This window comes from Bradyrhizobium sp. STM 3557 (assembly GCF_045571465.1).
Taxonomy (GTDB): Bacteria; Pseudomonadota; Alphaproteobacteria; order Rhizobiales; family Xanthobacteraceae; genus Bradyrhizobium.
Window position 1 is genome coordinate 2,015,040 of record NZ_CP120697.1, and the last position, 13,970, is coordinate 2,029,009.

10 protein-coding genes are annotated in these 13,970 nt (G+C 59.3%); 7 read left to right on the plus strand and 3 right to left on the minus strand.

Going from position 1 to position 13,970, the window contains the following annotated elements; all coding sequences use genetic code 11:
• The first annotated feature begins 61 nt into the window (after window positions 1–61).
• The 5 genes from P6U24_RS09060 to P6U24_RS09080 all read left to right on the plus strand — a co-directional run bounded on the left by P6U24_RS09060 (window position 62) and on the right by P6U24_RS09080 (window position 5,928).
• A complete protein-coding gene (locus P6U24_RS09060) occupies window positions 62–1,474 on the plus strand; it encodes an alpha/beta hydrolase family protein (RefSeq protein ID WP_407158787.1) in 1,413 nt (470 codons plus the stop codon).
• A 284-nt stretch (window positions 1,475–1,758) separates the two neighbouring features.
• On the plus strand, window positions 1,759–2,586 hold the full coding sequence (locus P6U24_RS09065; protein WP_407158788.1) for a glycosyltransferase family 2 protein: 828 nt from the start codon (window positions 1,759–1,761) through the stop codon (window positions 2,584–2,586).
• Window positions 2,587–2,603: 17 nt separating this feature from the next.
• Window positions 2,604–3,737: a GNAT family N-acetyltransferase gene (locus tag P6U24_RS09070; protein WP_407158789.1), complete on the plus strand. Its 1,134-nt coding sequence runs from the start codon at window positions 2,604–2,606 to the stop codon at window positions 3,735–3,737.
• Window positions 3,738–3,755: 18 nt separating this feature from the next.
• Window positions 3,756–4,652, plus strand: coding sequence for a methyltransferase, TIGR04325 family (locus tag P6U24_RS09075; protein WP_407158790.1), 897 nt, complete (start codon window positions 3,756–3,758; stop codon window positions 4,650–4,652).
• On the plus strand, window positions 4,645–5,928 hold the full coding sequence (locus P6U24_RS09080; RefSeq protein ID WP_407158791.1) for a lipopolysaccharide biosynthesis protein: 1,284 nt from the start codon (window positions 4,645–4,647) through the stop codon (window positions 5,926–5,928). Before P6U24_RS09075 ends, P6U24_RS09080 begins: the two co-directional genes overlap by 8 nt.
• A gap of 345 nt (window positions 5,929–6,273) precedes the next feature.
• On the opposite strand, the gene P6U24_RS09085 is transcribed toward P6U24_RS09080, so the two are convergent.
• On the minus strand, window positions 6,274–8,328 hold the full coding sequence (locus P6U24_RS09085) for an AAA family ATPase (RefSeq protein ID WP_407158792.1): 2,055 nt from the start codon (window positions 8,326–8,328) through the stop codon (window positions 6,274–6,276).
• A gap of 479 nt (window positions 8,329–8,807) precedes the next feature.
• Between P6U24_RS09085 and P6U24_RS09090 the strand changes: the two genes are divergently transcribed.
• Both P6U24_RS09090 and P6U24_RS09095 read left to right on the plus strand, forming a co-directional pair.
• Window positions 8,808–10,145 (plus strand): O-antigen ligase family protein, encoded by a 1,338-nt coding sequence (locus P6U24_RS09090; RefSeq protein ID WP_407158793.1) that lies wholly within the window; start codon window positions 8,808–8,810, stop codon window positions 10,143–10,145.
• Window positions 10,146–10,340: 195 nt separating this feature from the next.
• Window positions 10,341–11,780, plus strand: a complete 1,440-nt coding sequence (locus tag P6U24_RS09095; RefSeq protein ID WP_407158794.1) for a UbiA family prenyltransferase — start codon at window positions 10,341–10,343, stop codon at window positions 11,778–11,780.
• 139 nt (window positions 11,781–11,919) lie between these two features.
• On the opposite strand, the gene P6U24_RS09100 is transcribed toward P6U24_RS09095, so the two are convergent.
• Together P6U24_RS09100 and P6U24_RS09105 are read right to left on the minus strand one after the other, a co-directional pair.
• Window positions 11,920–13,233 (minus strand): hypothetical protein, encoded by a 1,314-nt coding sequence (locus P6U24_RS09100; protein ID WP_407158795.1) that lies wholly within the window; start codon window positions 13,231–13,233, stop codon window positions 11,920–11,922.
• Between the two features lie 272 nt (window positions 13,234–13,505).
• Window positions 13,506–13,718 (minus strand): hypothetical protein, encoded by a 213-nt coding sequence (locus tag P6U24_RS09105; protein WP_407158796.1) that lies wholly within the window; start codon window positions 13,716–13,718, stop codon window positions 13,506–13,508.
• Window positions 13,719–13,970: the final 252 nt, after the last annotated feature.

Genomic DNA, 13,970 nt, shown 5'->3' on the forward strand with positions numbered 1-13,970 from the left:
GTTCTGCACGCAGAGCCAGCTGAGTGCTTTTATGATGCCGGCAGGCGATCGGGGCTGAGACATGCGTCCTCTGGAGTGCGTGATTGCCGTCGGGCTGTTCGGCTATGTCCTGCATCTGCTCTCGCCGGATCGCACCGAGTATGAATGGATCAGTTGGAGCCTTTGGCTTTGTGTGCCGATTCTGGCGTGGCACCTGCTGGCCGAGGGGTATCGCTGGCAGATGCTGCCGATCTACATCGTGCTTGCGGGCGGCATCCTGCGGCAAATGCTGCCTGGGCTCACGGCGGACGCCGAATTCCAGTATGCGGCCGCCGTCCTCATGCTCGGCGGGCTCGGTGGAGGAATTGTGCTGAGCACGGTTTTTCCGGTGTTTCAATTGCCCGTACCAAGCGGACCCTATCAGGTCGGGACAGAGGTCAGACACTTCGTTGACGACAGCAGGCGCGAGCCGGCTTTGCAAGAACGAGCCAGGGAGTTGATGGTCCAGATCTGGTACCCCGCGGCGCCGTCAGGGAGTGAGCAGGTCGTTGCCTATCGCGAGCGGGCGACGACCTCCATCAGGAGCGCGCAATTCGCGCTGGTGAAGACCCATGCCAAGGCCGACGCGCCGCTTGCGTCCGCTCAGGCGCGCTATCCGATTCTGATCTATGAGCCATCCTGGGACGGAATGCGCACGGAAAACACCGCGCTGTCCGAGGAGTTTGCAAGCCATGGCTATATCGTGGTGGGGCTGGATCATCCCTATGGCTCGCGTGCGACGGTGTTTCCGGACGGCAGGATCGTCAGGACGGCACTGTCGGACGAGCACGCCTACGATTCCGAGGCCAGCTATCAGGATTTCGTGCGGACGATCGAGGCTCAGATCATGCTGAGGGCCGCCGATCTGCGGTTCGTGCTGGATCGCCTGCGTGCGCTCGACGCCGCCGATCCGAAAGGATCTCTTTCAGGCCGCCTCGATCTCGGGCGGATCGGGGTGTTCGGATTTTCCCTGGGGGGCGGTGTCGCGGCGCAGGCCTGTTGGAGCGACCCACGCCTGAAGGCCTGTCTCGACATGGATGGCGTGATGGCCGGGGAATCGTTCCGCGAGGGGGCGCGCGCGCCATTTCTCCTGATGGCGGGCGCCGATCCGGCGTCGCCGGATGCCGTGCCGAACGCCAGTCCGGCCCAACGGAGGGAGATGGGGCTCGAATGGGACCAGTTCGTGCAGATGAAGAAGCTGTTCCAGGAGCATGGCGGCTATTGGCTTTCGATCAACGCAGTCAAGCACTTCAATTTTTCAGATTATGCATTCTTCTCTCCTTTGCGGAGGCTCAACCGATCCGGCCGGATCGCTCCGCAACGGGCGGCACAGATTATTAGAGAATATGCGCTGGCATTCTTCGATCGTTACCTGAAGGGAACAGCGCAGCCGCTGCTCGACCGTTCGCATTCGGACGGGGAATACCGCTTCGAGCACGCCATTCCGGAGGGATGAGGCCGTGCGGAATGTTTTCTGGGTTAACGACACCGACGATCCCGGTAACGGCATGCGCCATCCCGGCGCATCTCACAAGCAGACGGTACTGACCGTTCCGCTCCGACCCTGCGGAGAGGCGGTTTTTGAATGAATTTCTGCCGAAGCAGCACGACTAACAGTGATTAATCAATTTACTCAAATTGCGCGAAATACAAGGCGGGATCGTGTATTGAGCAGCAGGATCCATGTGTGATCGGGAAATCTCCGCAAATAGAAGTGAGCGGCCGGTGCCGGAATACGCGATGAGTGCGCCTGAATTCTCGGTTGTCATGCCTACCTTTCGCAGGCCGGCGCTGCTGCGGGCAGCGATCCAAAGCGCCCTGGATCAGCACGACGTTGCTGTCGAAGTCATCGTGATGGATGACAGCCCCGAGCGCTCGGCCGAGCCGGTCGTAGCGAGCCTCGCAGATCCGCGGGTGCGCTATCTGCCCAATCCGCAGCCGACCGGAGGTTTCCCAAGCATCGTTCGGAATCTCTGCTGGCCGCAGGCCAGCGGGAATTTCATCCACTTCCTTGATGACGATGACATCGTTCCACCCGGTTACTATGCGGCCGTGAGGGCCGCATTTGCCGAGCGGCCGGACGTCGGGCTCATCTATGGTCGGATCGAGCCGTTCGGCGACTGCCCAAAAGAACAACTCGAGCAGGAGATTCAATATTTCGCCGAGTCTGCCCGAATGTCACGGATTTGTCAGCGATTCCGCAACAAACTGGCATTCGTCGCGTGCCTCATGTTCCAACGGGCGCTGCTCGTCTGCAGCGGTGGGATCGTGCGGCGCGAGTGCATGGAGCAAACGGGAGGATTCGATCCCAAGCTTCGTCTTCGGGAAGACGTCGATTTCTACGTGCGTGTCATGCGACGATTTGGCGTACATTTCATCGATCAGGTTGGCCTAAAATATCGAATTGGATTTCCATCTCTCATGCACGCATCCGAGTTGACGGAGGAGGACGAGCGGCAACTGCGCCAAGCCCGGATGCACACTAATTCTAAATATAAGCGTGATCACGGTTTCGTCGAATTCTACGCGCTGAAGCTGTTTGCGCGTGGGTTCCTGAGATTCCTGTAAAGCGATTAAGTGAAGCTATGACGCTCAAAATCCGGAAGCTCACGGTTAAGGAAGCGTTCGAGGGCCTGCTTGCCGAATGGCGGCAACTCGATTCGGAAATTTCCCCGCGCACTCCGTTCACATCGCCCTTGTGGCACCAATTGTGGTGGAAGCACTTTGCGCGCAGAGGGTCGCTGAAGCGCGACGAATTCTTCCTCCATTCCGTACGGGATGCAGACGGTCGTCTCGTGGCCGTGGTGCCGCTGGTGAAGATCTATCGGCCGGGCTACGGACCTATACGGTTCTGTAAAATCCAATTCTTCGGAGCCGACCCGAGTCTGACCGAAATTCGCGGCATCGTCTGCCGTCCCGAGCGGCAGAAGGAGGTCGTCGAAGCCCTTCTGAACTACTTCAAGTGCAATGATGCGGATTGGGATATCTTCAAGTGGAGTGGTGTTCGGACCGATGTGGGTGCGCAGCGCCCGCTCGAAGCGCTCGAGCGCTCGACGTTGGAACGGTCGCTGCCCGACTATGTCGTGCCGCTTCCTGGCACCTGGGAGGAGTTTCACGCACGGCTGTCGAACAACACGCGCAAGAGCCTGCGAAAGGGCTATGAGTTCATTGATCGGGACGGTCACAAGCTCGAATTCCGCGTCATCGATCAGCAGGGCGAATTGAAGGAGGCGCTCCATCGCTTTCTCGATCTTCATAAGGCTCGGTCCCAGGCCGACGACATGGCCTATCACCGCGATAATTTTGCCATCAAACGACACCGCGACTTCCTGGCGGACGCCATTAACGGCTTTGCGGCACAGGGATGTGCGCGCGCATTCGAGATGCACGTGAATGGAAAGCTTGCCGCCATCCGGCTGGCATTCGTGTTCGATGACGAACTGTACCTGTACTTCTCCGGCTTCGATCCGGAATGGAGGAAATACGGCGTCATGACCACGCTCGTGGTCGAGATCATCAAATGGGCCATTGAGCACAAGTTCGGGCTATTGAACCTTTCGACCGGAAAAGATCTCTCGAAATTGCGCTGGAAGCCGAACGAAATCACGTTTCAGGATATTACTCAGCCGTCATGCTCGCTTCGCGGCCAGTTTGTCCTGCGTGCCGAAGCGTGGGTGCGCAGTCGCTCAAAGAGCGTCATGCCGACGGCCGCGGAATGACGACGGGCTGATCAGGTCGTGAACGCGAAGCTACCCGAAATCAGGCGCGCCAGTCTCGTTGACAGGATCGATATGCTCGCGCGGACCGCCATCTGGCGCGTGCTGGCGTTCTTCGGCTCATCGCACCTGCGTTACCGCGGGTCTTTCGCGGACGTCGCCGAAGCCGCCGCTGCCGTTCGGCCAGGGACGCTGGTCGGCTACGATCACGACGCGGTGGTCATGCACGCGTTCGATATGATGTGCCAGATCAACCTGGAGGACTACCCCGTCCTGTTCTGGCTATCCCAGATCGGTGACGACGCGCAGGTGCTGCTCGACGCCGGCGGCCATATGGGCACGAAATTTCGGGCGTTCCGACAGCATCTGGATCTGGTCCGCAAGCTGGAGTGGATTGTCTATGACGTGCCGTCGATCGTTCGTGCCGGACAACAGAGAGCGATCGAGGAGGGATTGAGCGGAATACGCTTCGTCGACACGCTGATCGCATTGCCGCGGATCGACGTTCTGCTCGCTTCCGGATTGCTGCAGTATCTCGATATTCCTTTCGGCGACCTTCTTCGCCAGCTTCAGGCTTTGCCGCGACACCTCCTGCTCAACAAGGTCCAGACGCGTGAAGGGCCGACGGTCGTGACGCTGGAAAACTTCGGCTGTGCAGAAGTCCCTTATCAAATACGGAATCTTCCGCAATTTCTCGCCTCTCTGGATGAGTTGGGATATGACATTGTGGATCAGTGGACCGTGCCTGCGCTGTCTCGGACCATTCCGACGCATCGTTATCTAGGTGCATCGACCTGCTGGGGCTGTTATGCAAGACTCCGGAGCGGCGAGAAAGTTGATACGGTTGAACCCCATCGTCGCCAGATCGCGGCCAACGATATGATACCGCGAGCCGCAGACGAAGCTGGCAATGATTAGCATCCCCGCGGTTGTTCAATTCGTTCGGCCGAAGCTTCCGACGTTACGGCTGGTGGTCGGCTCGATCGGAAGCCTGGTCATCGGCATCTTCGCCCAGGCGCTGGCGTTCGTCCTGCTTGCACGCTTTCTGGGGACGACGGAATTCGGTCATCTGACGACGATCACGGCGGTCACGGCGTTGGCGAACACTTTGTGCGGATTCGGTCCGGGCGAAGTCCTGCGTAGGATCGTGAGTCGCGACCCGGCCCGTTATCCCGAGGCGCTGGGTCACACCACCCTGATGATCGTGCTGACCGGCGCCGGCCTGAGCCTTTTGCTGGTTGTCGGCATGATGCCCTTCGTGCATGTGGGGGCTCCCCCCCTGGAGCGCCTGACGATCCTCGGCCTGTTGGTGCCGACCAACGTCATCATGCCGGCCTATCTGAGCCAGGTCGAAAACGTCTTCCTGGCTCGTCATGATTTCAAGCGCGCCAATCTCATCAATAGCGGGGCAGGGGTGGTCCGGGCGATCGTCGCGGCCGTTGCGTGCCTTGGTTTCGGCGTCGGATCGCTCACGACGTGGGCCATATGGTGGGCGGGGTGCCACGTCGCACTCGGTGTCGCTGGCTTCCTGGCCATCCGGCATTTCGGCAGACCGCGCTGGCGCGTGCTGCGGGAGGAGATTTGGCTCGGCTGGCATCTGGCCTGGTCGAGCTTTCTGATCATGCTCCGCCACAACGTCGATATTCTGGTCCTGAGCGTAGTGACCAGCGCCGAATTCGTCGCGGTGTACGGTGCGGGCCGGCGTCTGATCGGCGCGGCGCTCGTTGTGCCCGGCGCGTTCGATCGGGTCATTTACGGGAAGCTCGCCGTCGCGGGGCGGGCCGGCGCGGCTGCCAGTCTGAAGCTGGCGAGAAAATATCTCGTCTATTCCCTCGCGATCAGCGCGCTGACCAGCATGGGTCTGTTTGTTGTCGCTCCCTTTGCGCCGCTGGCGTTCGGAGCGGCCTATCACGAGGCCACCGGCGTCGTGCAGGTCCTGGCGTGGACGGTTATCCCTACGGCCATCCAGTTTCTCGCTTTCGATGCGTTGAACGCTGCAGATCGGCACAAGGTGTCGGCGGCGGTCAGTGGGGTCGCCAACGTCGCCGGCGCGGGCATGGTGGTCGTGCTTGGCAGTGCCCTTGGTCCTGTCGGGATCTATGTCGCCCTGTATTCCTCTGATATCGCGCGAGGCGCGGGATTGTGGCTGGCGCTGCGCCGCCTTGCCCGGGCGGAGGTCCACGCGAAAGGCTAGATGGCCCCGGCCGGCAAAGCTCAAGCCGCATCCGTCCGTCGCATTCGCACTCCCGGTCGATGAACTTTCTTTCGCGGACCGAGGCTGCGCGGCGTGCGGCCGTTCATCGCCGAGACCCGATGCGTATGCAGTCCGGATGAACCTATGGCAGCCCGGTTGGCCCCGCGAGGTCCGAGCAGGCCGCAGGGCAGCAGGGTCGGCGTGGCGCCACTCCGCTGAATCCCAAGTGCCGATCCGGTGTTTAACGCCCCGGCTCAGCCTGTCCGTTCGCGCTCAATTCCGCAGGCGGCTACTGGCAGCAGCGATTGTGGACGAGCGTCAGCCGACAGCCGCAGCGCCGGCAGCTCAGGCCTTATATCCATATTGGGAATAATGCTCGTTGATATAGTAGTCTCGATTTTCGAAATCGTAATTGTCAAACTTTTCCATATCGACTTTGTTCAAGACGACACCCAGCATATTGCTGGCGACCTCGGACGCTCGGCTCAGCGCGTGTTCGACGACATCGATCTTTGTGCCGCCCCATTCGATGACGCCGATGTAGAAGTCGACCAGATTGGTGGTGGCCCTGGTGTCGATGACCGGCGCGAGCGGAGGCAGGTCGACGATCACGTAAGCGTACTCGTTGCGCAGCCGCTCCAGGAACATCTTGGTCACGGGCGCGACCATGATCTCGTTGCTTTGCACGAACTGATCCTTCACGACCGTCGGAAGGAACGAGAGGTTCTTGGTCTCGTCGCTCCAGAGCGCGTCGGCCAGCGGCGTTCCGCCGGAAATCACGTCGAGAAAGCCGACAGTCGCCCCCGGGGACAGCGTCCGAGTGAGCGTGGGGTTGCGGAGGTCGAAATCCACCAGGGCGACTTTGGAGCCGGCGCGGGCGATGGCGAGCGCGAGAGAGGCTGAGAGCGTCGACTTGCCTTCTTTCGGCAGCGACGATGTCAGGCCGATGATTTTGGTGCCGCTGAATGTGCCGTTGAGGTCGATTGCGAGCTTGATCGAGCGCACCGCCTCCGAATAGCCCGACAACGGGGCATCGATCACGGACCTCGGCGGACCTTCGACGTGGACGGCGCGAGGCCCGGGCCACTGATAGGGCATGGCGTGCTCCGGCGTTTCGTCCTTTCGCAGAGGAACGAGCGCGAGGCAGCTCATCTGCAAGCGCCTTTCGACCTGCGCGACAGTGCGGAAGACGCTGTCCGTGAGCTCGCGAACCGCCGCGAGGCCGAAGCCGAGCGCCAGGCTGCCGCCGACAATGCCGCCCAGGATCTTCAGGGTCGTCTTGAATTCACGATGGAGCGGGCGCTCCGCTCGCGTAATCACCCGGGCTTCCGACACAGGAAATGATTTTTGCTCGACCGATTCCAGGTATCGCTTGTTGATCTTTTCGTAGATCTCTTTGGTGGTCGCCGCAGAGCTCTCCAGCTCCCGAAGGGTGACTTGCGCGCGGTTCGACGCCTCGAATTGCGCGAGCGCCTGCGCCACCTGGCTGTCGAGGCTCTTTTCTCGGCGCTGCGCGACCTCATAGTCGCTCTTGGAGGTCTCGCCGACCCGGTGCAACTCATCGAGCATGGCGTTGCGCACCTGGTTCATCTGGTTGCGCACGTTGAGCACAGCCGAATGGTTCGGCCCCACCTTCGCGGCCCACTCGGTCTCCCTGGAGGTCAGATCGACCAGCTGCGTGCGCAATTTCGCGAAAGCATCGTTGATCGGCACGTCGGTAATGAGCGGATTGCTGTTTCCCGGCGCGAGAGCCGATTGGATGATGCCGTTGATTCGCTCGAGCCGCGCCTTGGCCTCAATGGTCTGCGTACGAGCCGTCGCAAGCTGCCCGTTGAGTTCGGCCAGTTGCTGGTCGCTCATGAGCCGACCGCCGGTATCGACGATGTTGTTTTTTGACTTGAAGTCGACGATGGCGCGTTGTGCGGCCTGCAGCTGCTCGCGCATCTCCTTGGCGCGGCCTTCGAGCCATGAACTGGCCTGACGGGTGATCTGGTATTTGGCGTCCAGCTGGTCGGTGATATAGGCGTCGGCGAATGCGTTGGCGATCTGCGCCGCGCGGCTCGGATCGGTGTCTTCGTAGCTGATATCGATGATCCAGGCTATGCCGAGGCGCTTGACGGTGAGGCGCTTCTGCACGATCGCCAGCATCTTTCGCGTGTTCTCGAAATCCGAGCCCGGCTTGGAGGATGAGAACAGGCCGCCCTGTTCGCTGGCATCATCGGCCAGATGGAGCGTCTTGATGACCTCGAGCGCGATTTTTTCGGACCGGATGATTTCGAGCTGGCTTTCGACCGCCGCCGACGATTCGATGGACAGTTCGCCGACAGGCTGGAAAAGCTGGAATTTCGCCGTATCGATGCCGACAGTGGATGTCGCCTTGTAAGTCGCAGGCGTGACCAAGAAGAACGCCGCTGCGGCACTCAAAGCCACTGCGACGGTCGCAAGCAAGATCCAAAGCTGACGGCGGAGGAAACCGCGCGCGATTTGAATATACTGGGCGGGCGATGATGATACGGGAGCGTTCACAACTTCTGGTTCGAACGCAGCGAGCTTACGATCCTTGCTTACATGAAGCATAAGAATTCCCGATCCTTTACCTGCAGTAGCGCTCGCTGGGACGAAAATAACACGCTGATCCCGCTGCTTCCATCATAATGGGCGCCAAATGGAATTTAAATGCGTTTCATCGGGTGTGGTTAAAGTGTAAGTATTTGACAGCATTCTGGAACTATGGTCAGTGCGCTCCAGGCGGTCAGCGCACCGGAATTATGTACTATACGATTTTTTTATCCATAACATTGCAAGCCATATTCCGAAGTGGATAAAAATATTTTTGTTCGCCATACTGGCCGCTCGGCAGGCAGTTCGGAACCAGGCCCATGAGCATTGCCCCAATTCCCGACCGGGCCCGATTTGTCTCGCGTCCACGACCTCTGACGCCGCCGCCGACGGCGCAGACCGTCCCTTCCGCACGGAAGGCCGGCTTCCTGGTCCGCCTGTTGTGCGTATTTTTCATTATTTTTGATTTTCCCGGCTTCACCATGCAGCTGGCGATGGATGCCACTGGCAAATGGGTCGGTTCTCCAATCCTTCAGGTTATGACCATCAGTTCTGAATTGTTCGTGATCGGTGTCATTTTAGGGTCGGCCCAGGTGCGGGCGCTGATTGTCCGATGCTGGCCGATCTGGCTGCTGGTCGGTCTGGCATTTATGTCCGCGATCTGGTCTCGCATTCCTGCCGCGACAATTCACACCGCAAATACGTACATGACGGTCGCCCTGTTCGGAGTGGCGCTGGTCGGCCTGTTTCCCGGCTTTGAATGCGTCAAGCTGGTTATCCGGACCATGGCGCTCGGCTGTCTGCTCAGCATCATTTGGGTGATATTGTTTCCCGAGGTTGCCATTCACCAGCTCACCGATCCCTATCAGACGGTGCATGCGGGTCTTTGGCGAGGCATTTTCAGTCACAAGCAGGGCCTCGGCCTGTTTGCCGGACTGACGGCCGGTCTGCTCATTTTTTACCGGACTGCCATCTATCCGATGATCGTCTTCTTGTTTTTCCTCGGCTGTGCGGTCGCATGCGTCTTCGGCACGGGATCGGCGACCGGGCTCATCACCATGCTGATCACGCCTGTGGTGTTTTTTGTCGCTCAGTTCGTCGCGCGCCTTTCGATACCGATGCGGGGGCCGGCGTTCGTCAAGTTCGCGGCCGCGGCTGTCTTGCTGATTGTCGCGTTCAAAGCGGGGACATTCGACTACGTCATCGTCCAGATCCTGGGCAAATCGACCGACATGACCGGCCGCGCCGATATCTGGCCGATTGTGCTGCAGAATTTCGCGAATTCCGGCTACGCCTTCCTCGGCGGTGGCTTCGGTGCGGATATCGCCTCGGATCTGTCGGAATGGAGCGTCGACAACGGCTTCATCGACAAGTACCTCGAATTTGGTGTGTTGTTCTCACCCCTGGTCTATTTCGTTTTCGCCGCCACGCTGTGGTGGGGAATCAAGCTGATTGTCACCACCCCGAACAAGGATACCAACGCGGACGTGTTTCCGTTCGCCATGTGGTCGATCATTCTGATCGCCAATTACACCGAGAGCAATTTCATGGCCAAGAACCTGAGCACGGTGCTCACCTCCATCGCGCTTGGCCTGTTGTTTTCGTCCAGTCCGAAAAATCGGCCTCATCAATATCGCGCGCAAGCAGGGGGGCTCTGAACGCGAACAAGCTCACCCGCCGTAGCAGCGGCGCGCATCACGGACCTTATGACCCCCGGGGGGCATTATGAACCCGGCTCTGGCGGCGTGCGACCACGGAAAACCGCTCGGTGGTGTGGGCTCCGACGCGAGGGGGCTTGCTAAAAATAGAATTCGAGGATTTGGGCGAGCCCAACAGGATAGAGGATTGCGAGATTGGATACGAGCGATATTTTGGCGAGCGACCTCAAGCCTTTAGTCGTGGACCTCGACGGGACCCTGGTCCGCACGGACCTGCTCCATGAATCCTTTTTCAATAGCTTCCCTTATGGGTTGAAGTCGGGCGCCGAGGTCATCAATGCCCTGTTTAGTTGCAGGGCCTTATTGAAATACCGATTGGCTGAGGCGTCACGTCTGGATTATTCGACCTTGCCCTATGATAATCAGGTCCTCGATCAGATCCGCGCAGCGAAGGAGGAGGGACGTCAAATTTTTCTAGCGACTGCCTCCGACGCCAAGCATGCTCGAGCCATCTGTGACCATCTAGGAGTTTTCGACGGTTGGTTTGCGTCGGACGGGAAAACAAATCTGTCGGCGGAGCGGAAGGCTGCCGCGCTCGTCGCAAAATTCGGTGAAAACGGCTTCGATTATATCGGCAATGGTGCCGCCGACATGCCAGTCTGGGAACGTGCCGACAAGGCCTACGCCGTCGGTCTTTCCAGTTCGCAGAAAGGCCGGCTGCGAGCGATGAAGGGCGACTTCGTCACGTTGCAGCGTAGCTCGGCGAATTGGAAGATTTGGCTCAAGGCGCTGCGTTACCACCAATACGTTAAGAACCTTCTCATCTTCGTTCCGCTGCTGACCTCGCATCAGTTCAATCCCGCGACGATCCTGAAGGCGGTAATTGCCTTCGTCGGCTTTTGTGCGTGCGCCTCGGCCGTCTACATCCTGAACGATTTGCTCGACCTGCAGTCTGATCGCGCGCATCCAAGAAAGCGGAATAGGCCGTTTGCCAGCGGCGCCCTTTCACTTTCGGCCGGTATGATCGTGTGTCCGGCGCTCCTGCTCTTTGCCGCTATCGTAGCTTTGCAGATCTCACGGGAGTTCTTTGCTGCGCTGGCCGGGTATTTCGTCCTAACGACGGCCTATTCGCTTTATCTGAAGCGCAAGATGCTCGTGGACGTGGTGGTCCTCGCGATGCTCTATGCAGCGCGTATCGTCGCCGGCGGCGTGGCTGCGGGTATCCCCATTTCGCAGTGGCTGTTCATTTTCTCGATCTTTATGTTCACCTCTCTGGCGCTCATCAAGCGCTACGTCGAACTCTCGACGCGACTGGACCGAGGCTTACCCGAGCGTTCCGACCGCAACTACCGCGTCAGCGACCTCGACATTGTTGCAGCGTTGGCGGCCGCCGCGGGTATGAATGCGATCACTATCTTTTCGCTCTATGTCACCTCGCCGGACGTCCAGGTACTTTATCGAAATCCGAAGGCGCTGTGGCTGATCTGCCCGATCCTGCTCTACTGGATCGGCCGGGCCTTGATGATGGCGCATCGCCGGCACATGGATGACGATCCTATTGTGTTTGCGTTGAGGGACAGGATCAGCATGCTTGCGATCGCAACGATCGTGGCCATCGTCATCTTCGCCATGTAGCGTCTAGGTCAGCGACGAGATAGCCCTTTTCGGCTTGTCCCCGCGTGTCGCGGGCGCGGCATCGTCGTATCGCACCAAGTCGTTTTCGGGACTGCGCGATGCGCCAAGCCGCCTCTGGGAATCGGCGCGACGACAGTCATCAGACCGCCGCCGTTACGGGCCTTGCGGGTTCGGACTCGGACTTCCTCAAAGGTGTATGGAGTCCCCACACGGAGAGGATAACCAGCAGTGGCTCGATTCCCGCCCGATGCGACCATCTCAACTGGCCCGCCGCAAAGGCCGTGACGAGATAGACGCCGGCGACGGCGACGATGATCCAGAACCAGGGCGGCATCGCGGGGCGGCAGCGAAAGGCACGCCAGAGGGCCAACGTCACTCCGAAGAGCACGGTGGCATGCAGGGCCGCCCAAAATGCGAATGTAAGAAGGAAGAGGCCGCCCTGGCGAATGATCCGGCTCACGACGCCCACAGGGCCGGTCTTGTCCAACAAGCCGACCCAGAACGTGAAGTCCTCCGGATCGTAGACCGTGAGATAGCGGCCGAAGAGATGGTTGCTGCCCGGGTTGAGAAACAAGTTCACGGCGTCGGCATAGAGCGTCTTGACAGTAGCCACTGGGTGCCCAGCCGCGATGTGGAGGAACTGAGGGATCGTCAGCTTTTCGCCCGGCGTGAGAAACGGGTTATTCAGAATCCGGTTTGCCCGCAGCAAAAGGTTCGTCCCGAGATCCGCATCGGACGCGCCGAGGGCGAAGGAGCCATTCGAAACGAAGTGAAACGCCAACAGAGACGTTGGAAACAACAGATAACTCGCAACAATGCCGAGCACGACGCTGGATTGACCGCGATTGATCGTGGCGAGGATCGTCAGGCCTCCGGCCAGCGGCAAGAGCAGTCCCTGCGGTCGGACGAAGCTTGCCAGAGCGAGGCTTACGAAGCCAGCCAGAATGAAGGCCACCGACCCGGCGCTCCATCGGTCCCCGTCGTCTTCGATTGCGAGACAGAGGAAAAGAACGCCGAGCGAGAGAAAGGCCGTGCACCATGTTTCGGTGACCAGCAGGTGCGGGCTCATCAATCCGCCCGGCATCAAGACCAGAAGAACACCTGCCCAAAAGGCAGCTCGCCGGCCGATCAGGTGCGACACGCTCATATAGACGCCGACGAGAATGCCAAACTCGATTAGGACCTGGCCGGCGATGACGAGATACTGGCCGCCGAAGCGGTACAGGATCGCATGAAATGCATAGTCGCCCGGGGAGGGGCTTAAGAGGAGCGCCCAATAATCGGAAGATCGCGTCGTGAACTCCTGGACCTGAACGATGCGATCATTGCCTCTGTCGCCATTCAGGAAGGCAAGAGGGTGGTAGATGTCGAATATGAACAGCGCGCCGTGTACAAAGAAATAGAGGAGAGCAATCCAAAGCAGGCTAAAGCGCCTGTAAATATCGTCCCTCATGGATCGTCCTTAGCTCCCAATAATGAATAAAGCAAACGAACGGCCAAGCTGTCAGTCTAATGCGCCAACATCCGCAAGCGCGCAAGAAGACTGACGGCGAGTGCGGAGTATTTCCGCAGTAGTAGTAAGGGAGCAGACGGTAATGCCGAACCGCTGATCTTGGTGATGGCCGACGCCTCCGGCAAATCGCAGGCAGACGCGAAGGCCGTAACCGACACAGGCGGCTCGGCATCAGCTGAAAACGTTTAAGAGAATTTAAATTACGTTTGATATCATCGCGCAAGCCCGGAAGCGGAATAACGTCGGTTGGTTATCCACAGCGCGAACACTGGCCTGGCCGCCAGAACAAGAAGCGACGTTTGGTCGATAAATTGCCCTGCTGATGCCGGGGCTAAAGCGCTGAAAGGTGCCGTTTGCAATGCGGAATCGCAATGCTGGCGGCAAAAACGCGCCGAAATCAAGCTGCGCGCCGTCGAATAGGCCATTACGCTATCCACGCATTTTTGCTGAACATTTTCTCGAATTTTCCGTTGTGCCGGATTTCCTGCTTATTTCGGGTCGCATAAGGTGGGGTGCGGCGGTTTAACCCGTCTCGCGCCACATTTTGAACAACCCGAGCACCTACTCCAGCGACCTTCAGTTAACCATGTTGGAATTTTGTTATCTGCTCCCGGGGGCGGGGGGCGGTGATCACAGAGTGAGCTGTGGGGTTGCGGCGAGCGTAAGGACGGTCTGAC